The following is a 21,256-nucleotide window of genomic DNA, read 5'->3' as shown; positions in this document are numbered from 1 at the left end:
CGTTGGATCTGACGTGACGGTGAACACACGGCGCACCGGCACCGCGCTCGCTCCGCGTTCCCAGGCCGACCACCCTCGAGTAACACGCCAGGAGGACCAGTGACAACCGCCACCGCCACCCAGACGACTGAGCGCCGACGCGTCCGAGTCTGGTTCGGTGAGCACGTGATCGCCGACTACAACGCCGAGCCGGCGTTGGCCGAGCGGTACGCAAACGCCATGAGCCGTCGGTTCGCCGGCCTGCGGGTCACCAATGACCCGATGCCGCCCGTCGACCGGCTCCCCGACCCCCTGCCCGGCGAGCGCATGTGGGACGTAGCACCCCGCTGAGAAGCACCCGGCACCTTTTCGCGTTCCGTTTCTCACCAGACAACCCACGCGGTGACGCGGCCCGGTCGAGCACCTCACCTCGATCACCAAAGGTGTCGTCGGCGGCAAGCGGGCGTTGGCGCTCTGCCCCCCGCTTGCCGCCTTGTTTCCCCTGAATGCGCCTGATCGCACGACCTGACAGAAGACACCGTCCGCACCGGTTCCCCAAGGCCGGTGCGGACGTTTTCGTTGCCGTCAGAGACCGGCGTAGTACTCCGGCTTCATCTGGATCAGCTGGACGTAGTTGCCGTCCGGGTCGATCAGCGTGGCGAACCAGCCGATCCCGCGGTCCTCCGGGTGCACCAGCCACTCGACGTCGAGGGTGCGCAGGTGGGCCGCCGCCGCCTCGATGTCGTCGACGGCGAAGTTCACGATGAACCGGCCGGGTTCGGCGGTCTTCGCGGCGACGTCGTCGCGGTGCTCGATCACCAGGCCGAAGCCGCCCAGGTTCAGGTTGCCGTAGCCGTCCACCTCGGCGTGGAAGCCGTCGCGGTACCAGGCCTTCAACCGCTCCGGGTCGGCGCTGCCGAGCAACATGCTGTTCAGAACGGGCTGTCCCATACGTGCGTCCTTCGTCCGGGGGAGCTGCCGATCAGCTCACACACCCGGTACGTCGGAGCCGCCCGCGTCACCTCGACATGGCGATGAAGTTTTCGACGATCGGGCCGAGGACGTCGGGCTCGACGTCGTGCGGGTGACCGTCCATGGTGAGGCGCCGGCCGTTCGGGAGCAGGTCCGCCACGACCTGAGCGGTGTTCCGGCGCCAGTCGCGGCTCTCACCGCCGTCGATCACCAGGGCCGGCACGGTGATCGCGGTCGCCCAGTGGTCCGGGATGGTGAAGTCGCCCATCACCAGGACGTCGTACGCCAACGTCGGCGCCAGCGCTTCCAGGTCCTTCCACAGCGGCGCCGACCGCATCGGCGCGAGTACTTCGGCCGGCATCTCCACGGCGTGGATCAGGAAGAGTTCGGTCGCGTCGCCGTACCGGTCCTGCTTGACCAGTTCCTGCAGCCGGGCGGGAAAGTCGGCCGGCAGTCGCGGCCGCGTGTCGTCGATGATGAACGGCGGCTCGATCAGCAGCAGTCCCAGGATCGGTACGCCGTGAGCCGCCGCCTCCGCCGCGAACACGGCACCGGACGAGACCCCCAGCGCGTACGCCGAACCGCCCGCCGCGGCCACGACCGCGGCCAGGTCCTCGATCTCCCGCTCGACCGCCCAGGGCAGCACCTCACCGCTGTCGCCGCGGCCGCGCCGGTCGTAGGTCACCACGGTGAACTGCCCGGCCAGCCGCTTGGCGAGCGGGACGAAGGTCCGCCGGTCGTTCAGCGCGCCCCCGACGAGAACGATCGCCGGCCGCCCGTCGCCGTACAGCTCGAGCACGATCGGCGTCCCGTCGGCCGAGGTCACGGTCATTGTCCGAGGCAACAGAGCGGCCGGTGACTCGGAGCGCTGCGGTGCGTCGCCGTACAGGCCGCCGAGGTAGGCGAACAGCTCGCTGTGTCCGTAGAGCCGAGGCTCGGTGTGCTGCGCCAGTCCTTGGAAGTACCGCTCGTACCGCCGCCGGGTCGACTCGAGCTCGCCGGCTTCCTCCAGTCGCTGCAAGCAGAACGCTCGGACGGTCTCGAGCAGGCGATACCGCGAACCGGACGTTCCGTCCACGCGTACGACGAGCGAGCGGTCGACCAGCCGGCTCAGCAACTCGGCGACATCGGCCACCGGTACGCCGTCACCCGCACACACCGCCTCGGCCGCGGCCAGTGTGCAGCCGCCGGGATGCGGCGCGAGACGCCGCAGCACCGCCCGCTCCGGATCACCGAGCAGATCCCAGCTCCACTCGACCATCGCGGACAACGTCTGCTGCCGATCGGGCAGACCGCGCTGACGGTAGCGATCGTCGAAGCGGTCGACCAGGTCGCGAACATCCATCGCGGCCACTCGGCTGGCCGCCAGCTCCAGCGCGAGCGGAAGTCCGTCGAGCCGTCGGCACAACGCCACAACCGCTGCGGTGTTGTCGGGGGTGAACCTGAAACGCGGATCCGCTGCCGACGCGCGCGCCACGAAGAGCTGCACAGCCGGACTCGCGGCGGCGTCGGTCCCGGCCGACGGGAGATCCAGTGGCGGGACCGGCCACCGGTGCTCGCCCGCGACCGCGAGCGGCTCCCGGCTGGTGGCGAGGATCCGCAGCTCCGGCGACGCGCGCAACAGCCGGGCCGCGACCTCCGCGGCCGCTTCGATTACGTGCTCACAGTTGTCGAGGACGAGCACTTCGGTCTCACCGATCGTGGCCTCGATCAACGCCATGACCTGGTCGGCGCCCGCCCCGGCTTCCAGCGCCGCGAGCTCGACCAGCCACGCCTTGTCGCCGGTACGGCGGGCAGCCGCCAGGGCGAGACTGGTCTTGCCGACGCCACCCGCTCCGGTCAGCGTCACGAGCCGCGCCGACGCGAGCCGGTCGGCCACTTCGTCCACGGCCGCGTCCCGGCCGATCAGCTCGACCTCGACCGGCAGGTTCGTCGTCGGCTTCTGCTTGGCCGCCGGTGCCGTGGTGAGGATTTCCTGATGCAGCGCGACCAGCTCCGGACCAGGGTCGAGGCCGAGCTCGTCGGCCAGCCGCTGCCGCAGGTCGGCGTAACTCCCCAGCGCCTCGGCCTGGCGGCCGGCCTGATGCAACGCCTTCATCTTCACGGCGCGGAGCCGCTGGCGTAGCGGGTTTCGCGCCACGAGTTCGGCCAGTTCCGCGACCAGTTCGTCGTACTCGCCGAGCACCAGCCGTGCTTCGGCGTACGCCTCCTGCACCGCCAGCCGCTCCTCGTCGAGCCGGTCGATGGTGGCCCGGGCGAACGCGTCCTGCGCGACATCGGCGTACGCGGGACCGCGCCAGAGTGTCAGCGCGTCGGCCAGGGTCGCGGCGCGCATCCGTGCGCTACCGATCTGCCGGGCCGGGCGGCGAGGGCGCGGAACCGGCCGGAGTCGACCGCTTCGGCGTTCACGGCGATGAGGTAGCCGGCGGGCGAGTTCCGGACCAGCTCGCGCGCCCCCGGCTCGGCGTCGTCCAACGCCTTGCGGAGCTGGGAGACCCTAGTCTGCAGGGTCGCGGTCGGATTGACCGGCAGGTCGTCGCCCCACAGGTCGTCGATGATCGTCGCCGCGGCGACCGGGCGGCCCGCGTGCAGCAACAGGTCCGCGAGCAGTGCCCGCACCTTGCGGTCGGGGATCCGCACCGCCCGGCCGTCATCGGTCCAGGCGGCCACCGGCCCCAGCACCCCAAATCGCATGCCGCTCACCCTAAGACTTCCGAAGTCTTTCTGAAGGGGTTCGATCGAGGCTGAAGGCATGACACGACCTCTCCTGCTGGCCGGGGCACTCGCCGGTCCTCTGTACGTCGGAATCGGCACCGTCGAGGCGATCGTCCGCGACGGGTTCGACATCCGTAAGCATTCACTGAGCCTGCTGGCCAACGGGACCGGCGGCTGGATCCACTCCACGATGATGGTCTGCACCGGCCTGCTCACCGTGATCGGTGCGCTCGCTCTGCGCCGGTCGTTCCCGGCCGGGCAGCGGTCGCGGTGGGGCGTCGGCGGTCTCGTCGTGTACGGCGCCGGCGTCGCCGCGGCGGGCTTCATGCGGGCCGACCCGGCGCTCGGGTTCCCGCCCGGGACACCGGACGAGCTGCCGGAGACGGTCAGCTGGCACGGGCTCGGGCACGTCATCGCCGGGATGGTCGGGTTCATCGGCCTGATCGTCGCGTGCCTCGTGCTGAGTCGGTGGTTCGCCCGGCGGCGCGCGGTCGGCTGGTCGCGGTTCTCGCTCGTGACCGGCATCGTGTACTTCCTCGGCCTGGCCGGGATCGCCACCGGCGGCGGCACCGCGGTCGTCAACCTCGGGTTCACCGTCGCTGTCATCCTGGGCTGGACCTGGGTCACGCTGCTGATGCTGCGCGCCCGCGCGGAGGGGAGTCTCTGATGAAGTTCACGGCCGAGCTCGAGTCCACCGGCAAGACGACGACCGGGTTCGAGGTCCCCGCCGAGATCGTCGAGGCGCTCGGCGGTGGCGCGCACCCGAAGGTCACCGTGACCGTCGACGGGTTCACCTTCCGCACCTCGATCGCCCGGATGGGCGGGCGGTATCTACTCGGGATGAGCGCGGAACGCCGTACCGCCGCCGGAGTCTCCGCCGGGGACGTGCTGGAGGTCGACGTCGAACTCGACACGGCTCCGCGCGAGGTCGACGTACCGGAAGAATTCGCCGCCGCGCTGGCCGCAAACCCGCCGGCGCAGGAGTTCTGGCAGACGCTGAGCTACAGCAAGCAGCAGTGGCACGTGCTGCAGGTGACGTCGGCGAAGACCGAGGAGACCAAGGCACGGCGGATCGAGAAGTCGATCGGGATGTTGCGCGAGGGCCGGGCCCGGTAATGCGATTCATCGCCTTGCTGCGTACGTCGGAGTCGCACGGCTTCCCACCGCCCGAGCTGCACGAAGGCATCGCCGCCCTCAGCGCCGAAGCCGCCAGCAGCGGCGTCCTCGTCGACACGGCCGGCCTGCTCCCGGTCGCCACCGCGACCCGGGTCGCCGTCTCGGCCGGCCGCCTCACCGTCACCGACGGCCCGTTCGACGACCCGGCCCCGCTCGGGGCCTACGTCCTGTACGACGTCCCCACCCGGGCCGACGCGATCCACTGGACCGAGCGCTTCATGGACCTCCACCGCCGCACCTGGCCCGGCTGGGAGGGCGAATCCGAAATCCGCCAGATCGTCGGACGCTCCTGAGGCTGACCGCAAGACCACTCCACCCCGAAGACCTGAAGCCGGCAGCCGACTTGGGCCCAACGCGACCCCCGCCGCTGAGGTCGCGGATCGGGGATGCATACGACCGGTGGCCGGGAGACCTGGGCATCTACGAGCCGCTGTGCACAGCCGGACCGCTGTTCTTCCTCCTCGGTTTGGCGTTCATCGGGAGGTCGCCTGGTGGTCATGGGGGAAGGTGATGATCGCGCGGGATTCCGCCATCCGAGAGGACTGCATGATGGGGCACGCGCACGGTCACAGCCACCCGCACACACCCGGCCACGGGCACAACGACAGCCACAGTCACGGGCACAGCCACAGTCACGGGCACAGCCACAGTCACGGGCACGGGCATGATCATCACCATCCGAATGGCGAGTTGGACGCGGCGACGTTGGCGGCGTTGGACGAGTCGGTGCCGGACTGTGAACTGTCGCCGAGTGAGGTGTCTCGGCGGGCGTTGCTGCGGTCCGCGGGGATTCTCGGGGGTACGGCGGCTTTGGCCGTCACCGGAGCCCAGGTCGCGGCAGCCACCGCGGCCACTGCGTCGTCCACGGACGGCTGGGTCTTCAAGTCGGGTGGCCGGCCGAACGTCTGGTTGGCCGGCGACCACCACATCCACACGCAGCTGAGCTCCGACGGCATGTACCGGGTGATCGACCAGGCCCGGCACGCGGCGGCGTACGGCCTCGACTGGCTCGTGATCACCGACCACGGCGGCGCGACGCACGCCCGGATCGGGGTCGACCTGGTCAACCCGCAGATCAAGGCGGCCCGCTCCGAGTTGCGCAACACGCTGATCTTCCAGGGCCTGGAGTGGAACATCCCCGCCGCCGAGCACGGCACCGTCTTCGTCGCCCCGGGCAGCCGCGAGGTCGACGTACTGAAGCAGTTCGAGAACAGCTACGACGGCAGCGTGAAGGGCGCCGGGGCGAACACGCCCACCAACGAGGCGCTCGCCGTGTCGGGCATCCAGTGGCTCGGTCAGCAGGTGGACCAGCGCCGGGTCGCGGACGCGCTGTTCCTCGCCAACCACCCGGCCCGCAACGGCATCGACAGCCCGCACGAGATCCGCAACTGGCGGGACGCCGACCCGCGGATCGCGGTCGGTTTCGAGGGCGCGCCCGGTCACCAGGCCGCGGGTCTGCCGGCCGGGATCGGCCCGGCGAACGCCCGCGGCTTCTACGGCAACTCGCCGAACGCGAACTCGTTCCTCGGCTACCCGGCCGAGAGCTACCGCACCTGGGGCGGTTTCGACTGGATGACAGCGACCGTCGGCGGTCTCTGGGACAGCCTGCTCGCCGAGGGCAAGCCGTGGTGGATCAGCGCCAACTCCGACTCGCACGTGAACTGGAACGAGACCGCGCGCCGGCCCGACGGGTCGAGCCAGGCGCAGTTCGACCGGGACGGGCGCTACATGGACCCGGTCTACGGCAACACCGTCAACCGCACCGCCGGCGACTTCTGGCCGGGCTTCTACAGCCGCACCCACGTCGGTGCCGACCGGCGCGACTACCTCGCCGTGATGGAGGGCCTCCGCAACGGTCGCGTCTGGGTCGACCACGGCGCGCTGGTCAAGGGTGTCGAGGTCGAGGTTCGTGAGGTCGGCAAGAGGTACGGCGAGCCCCTCGGTGGCGCGCTCGTCACGCGCAAGGGTCGTCCGCTCGAGCTCGTCGTACGGATCACCGCGCAGACGATGCCGAACTGGGCGAACTTCGTCCCGGCCCTCAACCGCGTCGACGTGATCCAGGGCGCGGTGACCGGGCCGGTCGCCGACCGCGACACGTTCACGGCCCCGAACACCAAGGTCGTCCGGCAGTGGGACACCTCGGGCCGCCGCGGCACGTTCGAGCTGGTGTACCCGCTGGGCAAGGCGGAGGCGCCGTTCTACGTCCGCGTCCGCGGCACCGACGGGAACCGCAGCCGGCCCGGGTACCTCGGCGCCGCGATCGACCCGGCCGGGCCGCAGCTCGATGTGGTCGGCGACGCGGACCCGTGGGTCGACCTGTGGTTCTACACCAACCCGATCTGGGTGCTGCCGAAGTAGGCGTGATGATCATCGCGATCGACGCGGACAGCTGGGACACGGCCGAGGCCGACCATCTGTTGTACGAACTGCTCGAGGTCGTGGACCAGCCGGTCGTCGCCTGCACCCACATGGTGTCAGGCGGCGACCGCCCGCACGTCGCCGTCTCGCTGATGAGCGCGGCGGACCTGGCCGACGACGTCCGCGGCCACTTCACCGACCGGACCGCCGGTCTCGCGATCACCCGCCCGGGTGCGTCCGAGCCGGAGCTGTCGGGCCCGAGTCAGCTCGTCCGGGGCGCGTACGTCGCCGCCGTCGAAGCGGCTCTGGGTACGGCGGGACGCGCGGTCCGCTGGCCTGGACACGAGCAGGCCCGCGGTGTCCTGCCGGCCGTGGATCTCCGCACCCGCTGCGGCATCGACCACCTGGAGGTCGTCGGCGGTCGTCCGGTCGCCGACGACGCCCTGGTCGACACCCGGGACTTCCTCCGCCCCCTGCGTCGCGCCGGCCGCCTGGTCCTCCAACTCCAACCGGCCGCCGGCAACCTCCTCATCCCGTTCGAACTCCAGCACCAGCAGAAGTGCTGCGCCGACCACTAACGCCGGTCGTCCCACGCTGCTGAGGAACGCAATACGTCGGGAAGCGGCCCGACCACCCCGAGGCGCTGGGTGCACCGCGTCAGAGCGACGTACAGATCGCGCAGACCGCGGGGTGACTCGATCAGGATGCCGTCGGGGTCCACGACCAGGACGGAGTCGAACTCGAGGCCCTTCGCCCCCGCTGCGCTCAGCACCGTGACGTCGCTCAGGTGAGCCACAGCCTCCTGCACCAACTCGAGACGGCTCCGCGACGTGATGACGCCGACGTGCCCGTGCTGCGTCTCCTCCGCGGCGACCTTCTGGACGTACGCCGCCTGGTCGGCGGCCGCGATGTCCGCGTGCCAGGGTTTCATCCCGGTCGACCGCACCGACCGTGGTGGCTTCGCCCGCGGATCGACCTCGCGGAGTACGTCGCCGGCCAACTCCATCACCTCTGCCGGGGTGCGGTAGTTCAGCGTCAGCTCGGCCAGCCGCCACCGATCGCCGAACGTCGAACCGAGCGCGCCCTCCCAGCTCGTCCCGCCGCCGACGGCACCGGTCTGTGCGACATCGCCGACGATGGTCATCGACCGCAACGGGCACCGCCGCGCGATCGCCCGCCACGCCATCGGCGTCAGCTCCTGCGCCTCGTCCACGATCACGTGACCGTACGTCCACCGGCGATCGGCAGCGGCGCGGTCGGCCAGCGTCCGGTCGTCGTCCGCCTCGAACCGGTCCGCGAGCATCTCGGCGTCGAGAATGTCCTTCGCGGTCAGGACCTCCGCCTCGTCGTCCTCGTCGTAGTCCGTCGACGCCGAGCCGGTCAGCACGTCCAGCGACCCCTGTGCGTACGCGATCGCCCGTGCCCGTGCCTGCCGCTCACGTTCCGCCTCCCGGCCGTCGTCCCCGAGCAACTCGGCCGCCTCGTCGAGCAGCGGTACGTCGGACGGGCTCCAGTCGTCGCCGTAGCGCAGCAGATGTTCCCGCTCCAGCACACTCAACTGCGGCGCGGCCAGGGCCAGCCGGTCCTCGTCGCCGTACAGGTCCTCGAGCAGCTGCTGCGGAGTGAGCAGCGGCCAGAGCTGATCGAGCAGCGCCTGCACGGCCGGCTCGGCGAGGACCTCCTTGCGGAGTTCCGCACGGTCGTAGTCGTCGAGCAGGTTCTCACCGCCGAGTGGGTCGGCACCGATGAGGTCGGCGAACTGGTTCGTCAGGAAGTCGACGATCTCGTTCAGGAACCTCGGCCGCGCCTGGTTGTGGGTGAGATGGCGGCGGCGAGCCCGCTCCCGCGCCTCGAGGCAGACCTCGGGGTCCAGGCGGAGCACGGTCCGGTCGACGGTCACCTGGATCGGCCGGTCCGGCACCCACTGCCGGTCGGCGACCGCCTTGGCGATCACCTCGGCCATCACCGCGCGGCCCTTGACCTCCGCGGTCTCCGCGGGCTCCGGCCGGGTCGCGTTCAGGCCCGGGTACAACTCCGCGATCGTGACCAGCCGGACACCGTCCTCACCGAGCGACGGCAGCACCTCGCCGATGAAACGCAGGAACGCCGGATTCGGCCCGACCACCAGAATTCCGCGCTTTTCGAGTTGTTCCCGGTGCGTGTACAGCAAATACGCCGCGCGGTGCAGTGCGATCGCGGTCTTGCCGGTTCCCGGGCCGCCCTGGACGACCAGGATGCCGGGCAGTTCCGAGCGGATGATCCGGTCCTGGTCGGCCTGGATCGTCTGCACGATCGACTCCATCCGGCCGGTCCGGCGGGCGTCCAGGGTCTTCAGCAGGACGGCCTCGCCCATCACGCCGGTCCCGGGTTTGGACGCGTCCGGCGCGTCCCGGTCCAGGTCGAGTTGCTCGTCCTGGACGTCGATCACCGTGCGCAGCCGGGTCTGGATGTGCCGGCGCCGGACCACGCCCTCGTTCGCGACCGCGGTGGCGATGTAGAAGGGCCGGGCGGCGGGGGCGCGCCAGTCGATCAGCAACGGTTCGTAGTCGGCGTCGTGCAGTCCGATCCGGCCGATGTGCAGGGTCTCACCGTTGACGTCGTCCAGCCGGCCGAAGTACAGGCCTTCCTCGGCCGAGTTGAGCCGGGCCAGCCGGGCGTTCAGGTCGCGGATCCGGCCGTCGCGCTGGTGCAGGGCCTGGGCGTTGCGGGTCTGGACCAGTTGCTCGTCGCGCGTGCGGTCCTCGGCGCGCTCGCGCTCGGCGTCCAGCGCGGCGTAGAAAGTCGTCAGGTGAACCTGCTCGGCCTCGACCGGATTCGGCAATTCCAACCCCTTGTGATAAAATGCGACCCGTTGGTTCCCAGAGGGCATTTCTGGATTTCCTCCGGTGGCAGCCACAAATCCCTGATTTTATCCCGTCACCCGGCTTTTCTGTACCGCTGTCCGGATCGCCTTGACCTCAAGTCGTGTTGAGGTACTAGCGTCGCCGACGTGACCGTTCATCCGCTGCGGCTGGCCCTGCTCACCCGCAACGTCGGCGCCGGCCGCTTCGGCACCCTGGTCACCCGCTGGTTCGCCCGCGAGGTCGAACGGAACGACGACTTCAAACTCGACCTGATCGACCTGAGCGCCGTACCCCTCCACGACCTGCCCGCCCGCATCGACGAGGCCGACGCCGCCGTGATCGTGACGGCCGAGTACAACCACGCGTACCCCGGCGACCTCAAGACCGCGATCGACGCGGTCCGGCGGCCCTGGTACGGGAAGCCGATCGCGTTCGTCGTGTACGGCGGCCGATCCGGCGGACTGCGCGCCGCCGAGCAACTCCGCCTCGTCTTCGGCGAACTTCACGCGGTCACGATCCGCGACACCCTCGGCTTCCACGAATCCGACTTCACCCCGGACGGCGAGCCGACCGATCACACCACACCGGGTGCCGCGTCGGCCTTGCTCGAGCAGCTCGCCTGGTGGGCCAGACCGCTACGGGACGCCCGCGACCACACGCCGTACCCGGAATAGCCGGCGGACGAGGATGGTTGGTGGTTCGACGTGAGTGCCGAACCCATGCCGCTGTCCGTGCTCGACCTCTCGCCGGTGCCGACGGGTTCGCGTCCGTCCCAGGCGCTGCACGAGACGCTCGAACTGGCGCGGACCGCCGAGACCGTCGGCTATCACCGCTACTGGCTCGCGGAGCATCACAACATCCCGAGCGTGGTCAGCACGAGCCCCGAGGTGATGATCGCGGCCGTCGCCGCGGCCACCTCGACCATCCGGGTCGGCTCCGGCGGAATCATGCTGCCTAACCACTCCCCGTTGAAGGTCGCCGAGACGTTCCGCGTGCTGGCTGGTCTGCATCCCGGTCGCATCGACCTCGGCATCGGCCGCGCACCCGGCACCGACCAGCGCACCGCGCTTGCCCTGCGCCGCAGCCGCGAGGCGCTCGGCGCGGACGACTTCCCCGAGCAGTACGCCGAACTCCGCGCATACGCCGAGGGGTTCCCGGCCGGCCACCCATTCGCGCCGATCTCGGCGCAACCGGACGACGTACCGCTGCCCCCGGTCTGGATTCTCGGTTCCAGCACGTACGGCGGTCAGGCGGCGGCCGCACTCGGAACAGGATTCGCGTACGCCGGTCACTTCGGCACGCTGGACCCGGCCGGCGTGATCGCGGCGTACCGGGAGAACTTCCAGCCGTCGGACCACCAGTCGGAGCCGCACGTCATCCTCGCGCTGGCCGCGATCGTGGCCGACACCGAGGAGCGCGCCCAGCAACTGGCTCAGGCCAACGCCCTGTCCATGCTGCGGCTCCGCTCCGGCCGTCCCGGGCCGCTGCCGTCGCCCGAGGAAGCCGCCGCCTACCCCTGGACCGACGCCGAGCGCGCCGCCGTCGAAGAATGGTCCGGCCTGGTCTCCGTCGGCACCCCCGACCAGGTCGCCGCCGACCTGGCCCGTCGCGCCAAGTCCGCCGACGCCGACGAACTCATCATCACCACGAACATCCACGACCCCGCCGAACGCCGCAACTCGTTCACCCAGCTGGCGAAGGCCTGGGGTCTCGACCCCCGCTAGGTTCAGACTCCCGCACCGCGGACATGCTCGAAGATCAAGCTCGTCTCGGCGTGCACGACCGCCGGATCGGCGGTCAGATGGTCGAGGACGAACTCGCGGAGCGCGTCCGGCGACGCCGCGGACACGTGCAGCAGGTAGTCGTTCGCGCCGCTGACGTGGAAAAGCGACAGCACGCCCGGTAGCTGCGGCACCTTCGTCCGGAAGCGGTCGATCTCGTCGCGCGAGTGCGCCCCGATACGCACCGCGACCAGAGCCTGCAACGGCTGACCCAGCGCGGCCAGGTCCACGTCGGCGTGGAAGCCGCGGATCACCCCGCGTTCCCGCAGCGACCGCACCCGCATCAGGCACGTCGACGGAGCGATGCCGGTCGCCTCCGCGAGTGCGTTGTTCGGCATCCGGCCGTCGGCGGTCAGCAGCCGGACCAGCTCCCGATCGACCTCGTCGAGCCCGCCGGGGACCGCGCGCGGCGCCGGCCCCGGGCTCCGACGATCCTTCGGCATGACACCACTGTAGGGCTCCTCCACAGAATCCACAGCGTGTGGATGACCCTGTGGATGAATTTTCTTCGGATCCCTTGCATCGGATCTGCAGAAGATTCCATCCTCGGCGCCGAGCAGCCAGTTCAGCCGAGGAGGCAGGCATGACCCAGCTCGACACCCGGTCGGTGCACGCCGGCCGCGACGACCTGACCGCGCTCGGCGTGCACGTCCCGCCGATCGACCTGTCCACCACCTATCCGCTGCCCGGGGTGGCCGCCGGCGGGACGTCGTACGACGAACTCAGCCAGGGCAACGGCCCGGACGGCGGCAGCCTCGTCTACCAGCGGCTGTGGAACCCGACCGTCGCCCGGTTCGAGGACGCCCTGGCGGAACTCGAGTACACCGACGGCGCGGTCGCGTTCGGGTCCGGCATGGCCGCGCTCACCGCGTGTCTGCTCGCGACCGTGGCCGCCGGTCGTCCGCACGTGGTCGCCGTACGCCCCTTGTACGGCGGCTCGGACCACCTGTTGTCCACAGGCCTCCTGGGTACGACGGTGACCTGGGCGACGGCGACCGGGATCGCGGCGGCGATCCGGCCGGAGACCGGGCTGGTGATCGTGGAGACGCCGGCGAACCCGACCGTGGACCTGGTCGACATCGCGGCTGTGGTCCGGCAGGCGGGCGACGTACCGGTGCTTGTGGACAACACGTTCGCGACCCCGGTGCTGCAGCAACCGGCTCGTCACGGGGCGAGCCTGGTGTTGCACTCGGCAACGAAGTACCTCGGCGGCCACGGCGACGTCATGGGTGGCGTCGTCGCGGCCGGCGTGGATTGGATCGCCCGGCTCCGCCGGATCCGGGCTGTGACCGGTGGCCTGCTGCACCCGTTGGCGGCGTACGAACTGCACAGGGGACTGCAGACGCTGCCGGTGCGAGTGCGGGCGCAGCAGGCGACCGCTCTGAAGGTGGCGGACTGGCTCTCCGCTCAGCCGGCCGTCGAGGCGGTGTACTACCCGGGTCTGTCCGACCCGCAGGAGCTGATCGGCCGCCAGCAGGCCGGTCCGGGTGCGGTCGTCGCCTTCAGCGTGAACGGCGGGTACGACGCCGCGGCCCGCGTGGCCGGCGAGCTGAAGCTCATCACCCACGCGGTGTCTCTAGGCGGCGTGGACACCTTGATTCAGCACCCCGCCGCCCTCACCCACCGGCTGGTAGCTCCCGAGGCCAAGCCTCCGGCCGGGCTCCTCCGTCTCAGCCTCGGCCTCGAAGACCCCGAAGACCTGACCGCCGACCTGCAGCAGGCCTTCAGGCAGGTACGGCGACCGGCCGGGTGAGAACCCGGTCGATGATGCCGTAGTCGCGGGCCGCGTCCGCGGTGAACCAGCGGTCGCGGTCGAAGTCGGTCGTGATCCGGTCCACCGGCTGACCGGTGCGGTCACTGATCAGTTTCGCCAGGTCCTCGCGGGCCTTGATCGCCTGCTCGGCCTGGGTCTTGATGTCGGACGCCGTACCACCCATGCCGCCGGTCGGCTGGTGCATCATGATCCGGGCGTGCGGCAGCGCGTACCGCTTGCCCGGCGCGCCGCACGTCAGCAGCACCTGGCCCATCGAGGCGACCAGGCCCATCCCGTACGTCGCGACGTCGTTGCTGATGAAGTTCATCGTGTCGAGAACCGCCAGACCGGCCGACACCGATCCACCGGGGGAGTTGATGTAGAGCGAGATGTCCGCCTTCGGATCCTCGGCGTTCAGCAGGAGCAGCTGCGCGCACAGGGCGTTGGCGTTCTCGTCCTTGATCTCGTCGCCGAGTACGAGGATGCGCTGCCAGAGCAGACGCTGGTAGATGTGGGTGTCGAGGGAGTTCGGAAGCTGCGGCTGGCTCATGTCGTCCAGCCTGCTGCCGCAGGCCACGGGAACGCCCATGAATCTGCCCATGGCAGATCTGCCCACCGCAGACCTCACCGGGATGGCACACTCGGTACAGGACATCCGGAGGCGAGGAGGGCCAGACGTGTTGCTACGCCAGGTGATCGGGAACGTCTTCCGCCGGCTGCGGCGTGAGCGGGGGATCACCCTGCGCGAGCTCGCCGAGCTGGCTCAGGTGTCGGTGCCCTACCTGTCCGAGATCGAGCGCGGCCGCAAGGAGCCGTCGTCCGAGATCCTCGCCGCGATCTGCCGGGCGCTGGACCTCGAGCTGAGCGACCTGCTCGCCGAGGTGCAGTTCGACCTGGCCACCGCGGTCCGGTCCACGCTGCCGATCCGCCTCCAGACCGCCGCGATCCGGGTCGAGGAGAGGCAGGCCCCGCAGCGGATCACCTCGGCCCCGCGTGCGTACTCCGGCTCCGCCGAGGCGTTCTGCCTGGTCGCCTAGGTCGTGCGCTGGTACGACAATCCGGGCGCACGCGCCTGGCGTACGTCGCCGGCGCCGGACGAGGTGCTGGCGTTCCACCAAAGCCTGTCCGGATACCGTCCGACTCCACTGACACCGGTGCCGTCGCTGGCAACGGAGCTGGGTGTCGGGCAGGTGCTGGTGAAGGACGAGTCGCAGCGGCTCGGCCTGCCCGCCTTCAAGGCGCTCGGCGCGTGGTGGGCGATCCACCGCGCGCTCCAGGACCACTCCGGACCGGTGGAGCTCGTCACCGCGACCGACGGCAACCACGGCCGGGCGGTCGCACGCCGGGCCGCCATGCTCGGTCTGCCGTCCCATGTGTTCGTCCCGCATGTGGTGAGTGATGAGGCGATCGACGCCATCCGCTCCGAGGGTGCGACGGTGACTGTCGTACCTGACTCGTACGACGCCGCGGTCGCCGAGGCAGCGTCGTACGCAGTGGACAACGGGCTGCTGATCCAGGACTCCGCGTGGCCTGGGTACGAGGTGATCCCGCAGCACATCGTCGACGGCTACTCCACTCTGTTCCGGGAGATCGACGTAGCGCCTGACCTGGTCGTCGTACCGATGGGTGTGGGGTCCGTAGCTCAGGCAGCGGTCACCCACTACCGGAGCGGTCGGTCCACTCCTGCCCTGCTCGGCGTGGAGCCTGCCAGCGCCTCCTGCGTCACCACGAGCCTCCTGGCAGATGAGCTGGTCACCGTGCCCACCGGCAAGACAGTGATGGCCGGTCTGAACTGCGGCACGGCGTCCAGCCTCGCCTACCCCGTACTGCGGTCAGGCCTCGACTACGCCGTGACAGTCGACGACGACGCGGCTCTGCAAGCAGTCGCCGACCTGCAGTCGGCCGGCATCTCGTCCGGCCCCAGTGGCGCCGCGACCCTGGCCGGCCTCCGAGCAGCCCGCGACCGCCTCGACCTCACCCCCGACAGCACCGTCGTCCTCATCAACACCGAGGCGGCGGTGCCGTGATGCCGGTGGAGTTGGTGGTGCGGTTCCCGGTGGACGAGCGGGAGTTGTCGACGCTGCATGCGCTCGCCTTCGGTGCCGAGGTCGAGGTGCAGGCGTGGCGCGAGCGGTTGGAGCGGTGGGCGCTGACCTGGGTGGGTGCCTTCGACAACGATCAGCTGGTCGGGTTCGTGCAGGTGTGCTGGGACGGCGGTGCACACGCGTTCGTGCTCGACACCGCCGTCCATCCGGATCACGGCCGGCAGGGCATCGGGAAGCGGCTGGTGCTCGCCGCAGCGGAGGAGGCGAAGGCGGCCGGGTGCGAATGGCTGCATGTGGACTACGAGCCGCACCTGACCGCCTTCTACATCGACTCCTGCGGGTTCCGGCCGACCGACGCGGGTCTGCTCAGGCTGAGATAGCGGTCAGCCGTTCGGTCGAGATGCAGGAGGTGAGGCAGCGCTCCTTCGCGTCGCCGAGCAGGTCCGCGGTCCACGTGGTGAAGCCGCCGTCGCCCAGTCCGGACCCGTTGCAGTCGATGCCGAGCGCCGTACCGGAGTAGTAGTTCGCACCCTTGGTCCGCTCGGTGTCCTCGACAAGGTCGGTCTTCAGCGCCGGGCGGACGGTGTCGTCGATCCGCTCCCGCACCACGGAGGGCGTGAACGTGGTGAAGGTCAGCTCGGCCCCGTCACCCAGTACGTCGTGCCAGAACCGCAGGTGGTCGATCAGCATCTCGGCCTCGGTCCGCCCCGAGCCGGTGTCCCGCGCACTCGACACCAGCACGAACAACTGGAAGTGCGCGAACATCCCCGGGCCGTCGACCGCCTGGGCGCGAACGACACGCTGGCACGCGGCCAGGTCCACCCTCGCCTGACCGCCGCGCCGCCGTACGGCGGCCTCGATGGCGAGCTCGTTGGTCGGATCACTGGCAACCTCGGTACTGCGCGTCGTGGTCAGCACCTGATGCTGGTTGATGGTGGAGATCGCAGAACACGTCCCGAGCGGCGTCACCGGCGACAACTCGACACCGTCGAACCGCTCCGGCAACAGCTCCCACAGCCGCTGCTGCGTCTTCACAAGCTCCCGCGGATCGCTCGGCGACGGCCGCACGAACCGGTCCTGCTGCCACCGCTGCATCAGCCGTGCCGGCGTCACCTTCGCCGCCCGCGCCCGACTCACGTCCAGCAGCACCGACTGCAGATCCGACGGACTCAACCCGTCGACCAACGCGTCCCGGCACCCCGCCGGCAACTTCGCCCAAACCCGGCCGATCACATCACCCATCGCCCCACTCTGACCGATGCCCGGGCCGGCGCGCTCTCCAATTTCGTCTGTACCTACTAGTATGTTCGGCGACGTCCAACGAAAGGGTGCGCCGTGGATGCGATGCAGTACGAGGTGTCGTTGCCGACCGAATACGACATGGGGATCATTCGGCGGCGGGTGGAGACGACCGGGCATCGGCTGGACGACTTCGACGGGCTGGGGATCAAGGCGTATCTGATTCAGGACCGGGCGAACGGGGCGATGGTGAATCAGTACGCGCCGTTCTACCTGTGGAACGACTCGGCCGGGATGGGCCGGTTTCTCTGGGGTGGTGGGTTCTTCACGGCGATTTGCGGGTCCTTCGGCCGGCCTCCGGTGCGGCGCTGGACCGGCGTGGAGGCGCTGGCCGGGCCGGACGTGGATCTGCCGGCGTTGAGTGCGACCAAGCACACGTGGCAGTTGCCGCCCGACGTGGACCCGGCCGCGCCGGTGGCAGAAGCTCGCGAGACGCTGCAGAAGTCCGCCGGACTCGCGGGCGTCTACAGCTCCGCGATCGCAGTGGATCCGGCGCGCTGGGAGGTGGTGCAGTTCACGCTGTGGAGTTCGCCGGAGCCGGGTCCGGTGCCTGGCACGCGGTACCAGGTTCTGCACCTGTCCACACCCGGAAGAAAGGACCTGCTCGGGCGGTGATTTCCTCGTATCTTGTGAGACATGAGGTACCCGAGCCCGCACCTTTGACGCACTGACCGCCTGCCGAGGAGCCTGTCCAGCCGCATCGTCGCGTACGAGGCGCTGCAGGACTTCATCCCGCTGTATCCGCTGTACCAGCTGCTCTTCTCCGACCACGGCCTGTCGCCGGCCGAGATCTCGATCCTGTTCGTCATCTGGTCGACGACCGCGTTCGTCCTCGAGGTGCCGTCGGGCGCCTGGGCCGACACGTACTCGCGGCGCAAGCTGCTGGTCCTCGGTGCGCTGATCAGCGCACTCGGGTACGCCGCCTGGATCACGGTGCCGTCGTTCGCCGGCTTCGCGCTCGGCTTCGTCCTGTGGGGTATGTCGTCCGCGCTGATCTCCGGCACGTTCGAGGCCTTCGTGTACGACGAGTTGGCCGCCCGCGACCGCACCGACAAGTACGCCGGTCTGCTCGGCCGCGCGAGGTCCGCAGCGCTGATCGCGAACCTGGCCGCGACCGCCTTGGCCGCACCGCTGTTCGATCTCGGCGGGTACGTCCTCGCCGGTGTCGTCAGCGTTCTCAGCTGCCTGGTTCAGGCCGCTGTCGCGCTGACCCTCCCGGAGGCTCCACCGGTCGAGCCGGCTCAGCCGGACGAGGACGAGCCGCAACCGACCTCGACCCGGGCCGCGCTCGCCGAGTACTGGTCCATGCTGCGGTCCGGAGTGACCGAAGCGCTGACCAGCCGGGCTGTCCGGCGAGCGGTCGCGCTGGTGGCCCTGCTCGGTGGCTTCCTGGCGTTCGACGAGTATTTCCCGTTGCTCGCCAGGGACGCCGGCGCTTCCACCACCCTGGTGCCGTTGCTGATCGCGGGCACCGTCGCGGCTCAGGCGATCGGCAGCGCGCTCGCCGGCCCGGCGTACAAGTTGCCAGCAGCAACATTCGGGATCGGGCTCGGCGCGACGGCGGGACTGATCGCCTGGGGCGCGCTCAGTGGCACGGCCTGGGGCTTCGTCCCGATCGGGATCGGGTACGGCGTGATGCAGCTGGTGATCGTGGTCGCGGAGGCGCGGCTGCAGGACTCGATCACCGGTCCGGCCCGGGCCACGGTGACGTCGGTGTCCGGCTTCTTCGCCGAGGTCTTCGCGGTCGCGGTGTACGCCGGGTTCGCGGTCGGGTCGCTGTGGTTCAGCCTGTCGATCCTGGTCGCCGCCCTGACCGTCCCGGTGCTGCTGACGGCGATCGTCGTACCGTTCGCCCTGCCGGCGGCACAGCGTTCGGTGCCCCGCGCTATCGGCCGCTGACGGTGGCGGCGAAGCCGGCGGTCAGGACGGTCAGCCCGGATTCGAAGCCGCTGTCGAAGTCGTAGGCGAGCCCCTCGGGTCCGAGTTCGCCGACCACGCGGGCGAGAGTAGGTGCCTTGCCCGCGGGAAGAGCCTGGACGCGGGCGAGCAGGTCCGGAGCCAGGTCGAAGGTCTCCGAGCGGACCGCCGACTCTCCGAGCAGGAAGCCGTGGACGAAATCGATGAGGGTGTTCACCGACTCGAAGATCTGCCGCGGCGACAGGCCGGCCCGGTCGAGGGCGCGGTAGAACGGCTCCACGGTCACGACCACCACCCCTGACACGGCAGAGGTGTCGGACAACACTTGCAGGGCGAGGTTGGGGTGCGCCCGGAGCGCGTTGCGATACGCCCGCGCGGCGTCCTTCAGCTGTTCCTGCCACGGCACGGAGTCACCCGGATCCGGCTGCTCCAGGTCGGCGAAGACGAGTTCCGCGAGGCCGGCCAGGACGGCCGCCTTGTTCGGCAGATGGTGGTAGAGCGACATCGGGTTGACCCCGAGGGTCGAGGCGAGCCGCCGCATGGTGAGGGCGTCGATGCCCTCGTCGTCGACGATCCGCAGCGCCGCAGTCAGGATCGCTTCCCGGCTCAGCCGCTCCTCGCCGGCGCGAGGCCGCCCGGGCCGCTTGCCAGCATTAACCATACGCCGTATGGTACATAACCATACAGCGTATGGAAAAGGAGGGCGTATGAAGCCGTTGGCGGGGAAGGTGGCGCTGGTCGCGGGTGCGACCAGGGCGGCCGGGCGGGGGATCGCGGTCCAGCTCGGCGCCGCGGGCGCGACCGTCTACGTGACCGGTCGCAGTACTCGATCCACGCGGTCGGAGATGAACCGGCCGGAGACGATCGAGGAGACCGCCGAGTTGGTCGACACGGCCGGCGGTCATGGCATCGCCGTACCGGTGGACCACCTGGATCCGGAGCAGGTCCGCGCACTCGTCGAGCGGATCGACCGCGAGCAGGGTGCGCTGCACATCCTGGTCAACGACATCTGGGGTCAGTTCAGCGAACCGGAGTGGGACAAGACCGTCTGGGAGAGCAACCTCCACGACGGCCTGCGGCTGCTCCGGCTCGGTGTCGACACGCACGTGATCACCAGCCACTTCGCCTTGCCGCTGCTGATCAGGTCACCGGGCGGCCTGGTCGTCGAGATGACCGACGGCACGAACGAGTACAACGCGGAGAACTACCGCGTCTCGTTCTTCTACGACCTGGCCAAGGGCGCGGTCAGCCGGATCGCGTTCGCGCTCGCGCACGAACTCGACAAGTACGCGGCGACCGCCGTTCTGCTGACGCCCGGCTGGCTCCGGTCGGAGGCGATGCTCGAAGGGTTCGGCGTGACCGAGGAGAACTGGCGGGACGCGACGGAGCGGATCCCGCACTTCGCGATCTCGGAGAGCCCGTCGTACGTCGGCCGCGCGGTAGCGGCCCTGGCCGCGGATCCCGACGTACGGCGCTGGAACGGCAGGTCCACCTCGAGTGGCGAACTCGCGAAGATCTACGGGTTCACCGATCTGGACGGCAGCCGGCCGGACGCGTGGCGCTACATCGTCGAGGTCCAGGACCCCGGCAAACCGGCCGACACCACCGGCTACCGCTAGAGCTTGTACGGCGGACAGGTGCCGGGGCCGTCACCAGGAGTCGGCAGCGGACGGACGTCGCCGGTCAGCGCCGCATGCGGGTGTGCGGCCGCGATCGGGATCCCCGACGCGGCCGCCAGCGCGAGGATCTCCCGCCGCGACGTCACGGCACGCTCAGGATCCCGCTCGTACACGTAGATGAGCTCGGGCCAGCGAGCCTGCGCCGGGTGCACCAGTACGTCGCCGCCGAGCACGGCCCGCACGGTCACCACCGACTGGTGCCCGGGCGTGTGCCCCGGTGTGGGCAGCAGCCGCATCCCGCGCAGCCTGGTCTCACCGTCCACGACCCTGAGCTGACCGGCCTCGACGATCGGCCGGATCATCCGCTCGTACGTCGTTCCGCCGCGAACGTGCTCGAGTTCGTCCCGCTGGACGACGTACTCCGCGTTCCCGAATCGCGGCCGGTCGCCCTCCGCGCTCCAGCCCACGTGGTCCAGATGGACGTGCGTCAGCACCACGGTGTCGACGTCGCTGTCCTGAACCCCCACCTTCTCCAGCAGTCGGGGCAAGCGTCCGCTGACGCCGAGCCATTCGGCCGCCTCACCACCCGCCGGTCCCACACCGGCGTCGACCAGCACGACACCGGCCTCACCGGTCAGCAGGTAGCTGTGGAAGTGGAGCCACCACCCCGCAGCCCGAACGTTCCCCGGCATCACCGTCGACGTCCACTCCGCGTGCTCAGCACCCCACCCGGGCAGCGCGTCCTCGATGCTCTCCGGAAACACCGCCACCGCGTCACACAACACCGTCACGTCCACCC

24 protein-coding genes are annotated in these 21,256 nt (G+C 70.1%); 15 read left to right on the top strand and 9 right to left on the bottom strand.

Annotated elements, in window-relative coordinates; all coding sequences use genetic code 11:
• Positions 1-99 precede the first annotated feature (99 nt).
• Positions 100-330 (top strand): hypothetical protein, encoded by a 231-nt coding sequence (locus tag ACYVOK_RS05880; RefSeq protein WP_460661204.1) that lies wholly within the window; start codon positions 100-102, stop codon positions 328-330.
• Between the two features lie 234 nt (positions 331-564).
• Here ACYVOK_RS05880 and ACYVOK_RS05875 read toward each other — a convergent pair whose 3' ends face one another.
• The 3 genes from ACYVOK_RS05875 to ACYVOK_RS05865 all read right to left on the bottom strand — a co-directional run bounded on the left by ACYVOK_RS05875 (position 565) and on the right by ACYVOK_RS05865 (position 3,645).
• Positions 565-930, bottom strand: coding sequence for a VOC family protein (locus ACYVOK_RS05875; protein WP_460661203.1), 366 nt, complete (start codon positions 928-930; stop codon positions 565-567).
• A gap of 67 nt (positions 931-997) precedes the next feature.
• The gene (locus ACYVOK_RS05870) at positions 998-3,286 is read right to left on the bottom strand and encodes an alpha/beta fold hydrolase (protein WP_460661202.1); all 2,289 of its coding nucleotides are present in this window, start codon (positions 3,284-3,286) and stop codon (positions 998-1,000) included.
• Entirely contained in the window at positions 3,256-3,645 is a 390-nt protein-coding gene (locus ACYVOK_RS05865; RefSeq protein WP_460661201.1) for an AfsR/SARP family transcriptional regulator, read from the bottom strand. The genes ACYVOK_RS05870 and ACYVOK_RS05865 overlap by 31 nt, the downstream gene beginning before the upstream one ends.
• 58 nt (positions 3,646-3,703) lie before the next feature.
• Here ACYVOK_RS05865 and ACYVOK_RS05860 point away from each other — a divergent pair, with 58 nt between their 5' ends.
• The 5 genes from ACYVOK_RS05860 to ACYVOK_RS05840 all read left to right on the top strand — a co-directional run bounded on the left by ACYVOK_RS05860 (position 3,704) and on the right by ACYVOK_RS05840 (position 7,778).
• Entirely contained in the window at positions 3,704-4,333 is a 630-nt protein-coding gene (locus ACYVOK_RS05860; RefSeq protein ID WP_460661200.1) for a DUF998 domain-containing protein, read from the top strand.
• A complete protein-coding gene (locus ACYVOK_RS05855; RefSeq protein ID WP_460661199.1) occupies positions 4,333-4,782 on the top strand; it encodes a YdeI/OmpD-associated family protein in 450 nt (149 codons plus the stop codon). Before ACYVOK_RS05860 ends, ACYVOK_RS05855 begins: the two co-directional genes overlap by 1 nt.
• Positions 4,782-5,135, top strand: coding sequence for a YciI family protein (locus tag ACYVOK_RS05850; RefSeq protein ID WP_460661198.1), 354 nt, complete (start codon positions 4,782-4,784; stop codon positions 5,133-5,135). Before ACYVOK_RS05855 ends, ACYVOK_RS05850 begins: the two co-directional genes overlap by 1 nt.
• 256 nt (positions 5,136-5,391) lie before the next feature.
• On the top strand, positions 5,392-7,200 hold the full coding sequence (locus tag ACYVOK_RS05845; RefSeq protein ID WP_460661197.1) for a histidinol-phosphatase: 1,809 nt from the start codon (positions 5,392-5,394) through the stop codon (positions 7,198-7,200).
• Positions 7,201-7,205: 5 nt separating this feature from the next.
• Positions 7,206-7,778 (top strand): hypothetical protein, encoded by a 573-nt coding sequence (locus ACYVOK_RS05840; protein ID WP_460661196.1) that lies wholly within the window; start codon positions 7,206-7,208, stop codon positions 7,776-7,778.
• On the opposite strand, the gene ACYVOK_RS05835 is transcribed toward ACYVOK_RS05840, so the two are convergent.
• Entirely contained in the window at positions 7,775-10,027 is a 2,253-nt protein-coding gene (locus ACYVOK_RS05835) for an AAA family ATPase (RefSeq protein WP_460661195.1), read from the bottom strand. The two genes, ACYVOK_RS05840 and ACYVOK_RS05835, sit on opposite strands and share 4 nt — an antisense overlap.
• Before the next feature lie 162 nt (positions 10,028-10,189).
• Between ACYVOK_RS05835 and ACYVOK_RS05830 the strand changes: the two genes are divergently transcribed.
• Together ACYVOK_RS05830 and ACYVOK_RS05825 are read left to right on the top strand one after the other, a co-directional pair.
• Positions 10,190-10,717: an NADPH-dependent FMN reductase gene (locus ACYVOK_RS05830; RefSeq protein ID WP_460661194.1), complete on the top strand. Its 528-nt coding sequence runs from the start codon at positions 10,190-10,192 to the stop codon at positions 10,715-10,717.
• A gap of 30 nt (positions 10,718-10,747) precedes the next feature.
• Positions 10,748-11,767, top strand: coding sequence for an LLM class flavin-dependent oxidoreductase (locus ACYVOK_RS05825; protein ID WP_460661193.1), 1,020 nt, complete (start codon positions 10,748-10,750; stop codon positions 11,765-11,767).
• Between the two features lie 2 nt (positions 11,768-11,769).
• Here ACYVOK_RS05825 and ACYVOK_RS05820 read toward each other — a convergent pair whose 3' ends face one another.
• Positions 11,770-12,267 carry an Lrp/AsnC family transcriptional regulator gene (locus ACYVOK_RS05820; RefSeq protein ID WP_460661192.1) on the bottom strand — a complete coding sequence of 166 codons (498 nt, stop codon included), beginning with the start codon at positions 12,265-12,267 and terminating at the stop codon, positions 11,770-11,772.
• Between the two features lie 140 nt (positions 12,268-12,407).
• On the opposite strand from ACYVOK_RS05820, the gene ACYVOK_RS05815 reads away from it, so the two are divergent.
• Positions 12,408-13,577, top strand: a complete 1,170-nt coding sequence (locus tag ACYVOK_RS05815; RefSeq protein WP_460661191.1) for a trans-sulfuration enzyme family protein — start codon at positions 12,408-12,410, stop codon at positions 13,575-13,577.
• On the opposite strand, the gene ACYVOK_RS05810 is transcribed toward ACYVOK_RS05815, so the two are convergent.
• Complete coding sequence (locus ACYVOK_RS05810; protein ID WP_460661190.1) at positions 13,549-14,127, bottom strand: ClpP family protease; 579 nt, start codon at positions 14,125-14,127, stop codon at positions 13,549-13,551. The genes ACYVOK_RS05815 and ACYVOK_RS05810 overlap by 29 nt on opposite strands.
• Before the next feature lie 127 nt (positions 14,128-14,254).
• Between ACYVOK_RS05810 and ACYVOK_RS05805 the strand changes: the two genes are divergently transcribed.
• The 3 genes from ACYVOK_RS05805 to ACYVOK_RS05795 are packed head-to-tail and all read left to right on the top strand — an operon-like array spanning position 14,255 to position 16,002.
• Entirely contained in the window at positions 14,255-14,614 is a 360-nt protein-coding gene (locus tag ACYVOK_RS05805; RefSeq protein WP_460661189.1) for a helix-turn-helix domain-containing protein, read from the top strand.
• A gap of 3 nt (positions 14,615-14,617) precedes the next feature.
• Entirely contained in the window at positions 14,618-15,604 is a 987-nt protein-coding gene (locus ACYVOK_RS05800; RefSeq protein ID WP_460661188.1) for a pyridoxal-phosphate dependent enzyme, read from the top strand.
• Positions 15,604-16,002 (top strand): GNAT family N-acetyltransferase, encoded by a 399-nt coding sequence (locus ACYVOK_RS05795; protein WP_460661187.1) that lies wholly within the window; start codon positions 15,604-15,606, stop codon positions 16,000-16,002. Before ACYVOK_RS05800 ends, ACYVOK_RS05795 begins: the two co-directional genes overlap by 1 nt.
• Here ACYVOK_RS05795 and ACYVOK_RS05790 read toward each other — a convergent pair.
• Complete coding sequence (locus tag ACYVOK_RS05790; RefSeq protein ID WP_460661186.1) at positions 15,989-16,864, bottom strand: hypothetical protein; 876 nt, start codon at positions 16,862-16,864, stop codon at positions 15,989-15,991. The two genes, ACYVOK_RS05795 and ACYVOK_RS05790, sit on opposite strands and share 14 nt — an antisense overlap.
• Positions 16,865-16,966: 102 nt before the next feature.
• On the opposite strand from ACYVOK_RS05790, the gene ACYVOK_RS05785 reads away from it, so the two are divergent.
• Together ACYVOK_RS05785 and ACYVOK_RS05780 are read left to right on the top strand one after the other, a co-directional pair.
• Positions 16,967-17,536: a DUF4865 family protein gene (locus ACYVOK_RS05785; protein WP_460661262.1), complete on the top strand. Its 570-nt coding sequence runs from the start codon at positions 16,967-16,969 to the stop codon at positions 17,534-17,536.
• Between the two features lie 60 nt (positions 17,537-17,596).
• Positions 17,597-18,820, top strand: a complete 1,224-nt coding sequence (locus tag ACYVOK_RS05780; RefSeq protein WP_460661261.1) for an MFS transporter — start codon at positions 17,597-17,599, stop codon at positions 18,818-18,820.
• Here ACYVOK_RS05780 and ACYVOK_RS05775 read toward each other — a convergent pair.
• Positions 18,807-19,499 carry a TetR/AcrR family transcriptional regulator gene (locus ACYVOK_RS05775; RefSeq protein ID WP_460661185.1) on the bottom strand — a complete coding sequence of 231 codons (693 nt, stop codon included), beginning with the start codon at positions 19,497-19,499 and terminating at the stop codon, positions 18,807-18,809. The genes ACYVOK_RS05780 and ACYVOK_RS05775 overlap by 14 nt on opposite strands.
• A gap of 46 nt (positions 19,500-19,545) precedes the next feature.
• Between ACYVOK_RS05775 and ACYVOK_RS05770 the strand changes: the two genes are divergently transcribed.
• A complete protein-coding gene (locus tag ACYVOK_RS05770; protein ID WP_460661184.1) occupies positions 19,546-20,457 on the top strand; it encodes an SDR family oxidoreductase in 912 nt (303 codons plus the stop codon).
• Here ACYVOK_RS05770 and ACYVOK_RS05765 read toward each other — a convergent pair.
• Positions 20,454-21,254, bottom strand: a complete 801-nt coding sequence (locus ACYVOK_RS05765) for an MBL fold metallo-hydrolase (protein WP_460661183.1) — start codon at positions 21,252-21,254, stop codon at positions 20,454-20,456. The two genes, ACYVOK_RS05770 and ACYVOK_RS05765, sit on opposite strands and share 4 nt — an antisense overlap.
• Positions 21,255-21,256: the final 2 nt, after the last annotated feature.

Source organism: Kribbella swartbergensis, from assembly GCF_054784135.1.
Note: the sequence above shows the minus strand (reverse complement) of the source record. Positions and strands in the feature narration are given on the sequence as shown.

Bases quoted from the DNA above. Each gene is read 5' to 3' on its own strand.
- ACYVOK_RS05770 (WP_460661184.1), top strand. From the start codon at position 19,546: ATGAAGCCGTTGGCGGGGAAGGTGGCGCTGGTCGCGGGTGCGACCAGG.
- ACYVOK_RS05860 (WP_460661200.1), top strand. From the start codon at position 3,704: ATGACACGACCTCTCCTGCTGGCCGGGGCACTCGCCGGTCCTCTGTAC.
- ACYVOK_RS05795 (WP_460661187.1), top strand. From the start codon at position 15,604: ATGCCGGTGGAGTTGGTGGTGCGGTTCCCGGTGGACGAGCGGGAGTTG.
- ACYVOK_RS05875 (WP_460661203.1), bottom strand. From the start codon at position 930: ATGGGACAGCCCGTTCTGAACAGCATGTTGCTCGGCAGCGCCGACCCG.
- ACYVOK_RS05810 (WP_460661190.1), bottom strand. From the start codon at position 14,127: ATGAGCCAGCCGCAGCTTCCGAACTCCCTCGACACCCACATCTACCAG.
- ACYVOK_RS05865 (WP_460661201.1), bottom strand. From the start codon at position 3,645: ATGCGATTTGGGGTGCTGGGGCCGGTGGCCGCCTGGACCGATGACGGC.
- ACYVOK_RS05820 (WP_460661192.1), bottom strand. From the start codon at position 12,267: ATGCCGAAGGATCGTCGGAGCCCGGGGCCGGCGCCGCGCGCGGTCCCC.
- ACYVOK_RS05840 (WP_460661196.1), top strand. From the start codon at position 7,206: ATGATCATCGCGATCGACGCGGACAGCTGGGACACGGCCGAGGCCGAC.
- ACYVOK_RS05870 (WP_460661202.1), bottom strand. From the start codon at position 3,286: ATGCGCGCCGCGACCCTGGCCGACGCGCTGACACTCTGGCGCGGTCCC.
- ACYVOK_RS05815 (WP_460661191.1), top strand. From the start codon at position 12,408: ATGACCCAGCTCGACACCCGGTCGGTGCACGCCGGCCGCGACGACCTG.
- ACYVOK_RS05850 (WP_460661198.1), top strand. From the start codon at position 4,782: ATGCGATTCATCGCCTTGCTGCGTACGTCGGAGTCGCACGGCTTCCCA.
- ACYVOK_RS05785 (WP_460661262.1), top strand. From the start codon at position 16,967: ATGCAGTACGAGGTGTCGTTGCCGACCGAATACGACATGGGGATCATT.
- ACYVOK_RS05855 (WP_460661199.1), top strand. From the start codon at position 4,333: ATGAAGTTCACGGCCGAGCTCGAGTCCACCGGCAAGACGACGACCGGG.
- ACYVOK_RS05790 (WP_460661186.1), bottom strand. From the start codon at position 16,864: ATGGGTGATGTGATCGGCCGGGTTTGGGCGAAGTTGCCGGCGGGGTGC.
- ACYVOK_RS05845 (WP_460661197.1), top strand. From the start codon at position 5,392: ATGGGGCACGCGCACGGTCACAGCCACCCGCACACACCCGGCCACGGG.
- ACYVOK_RS05775 (WP_460661185.1), bottom strand. From the start codon at position 19,499: ATGGTTAATGCTGGCAAGCGGCCCGGGCGGCCTCGCGCCGGCGAGGAG.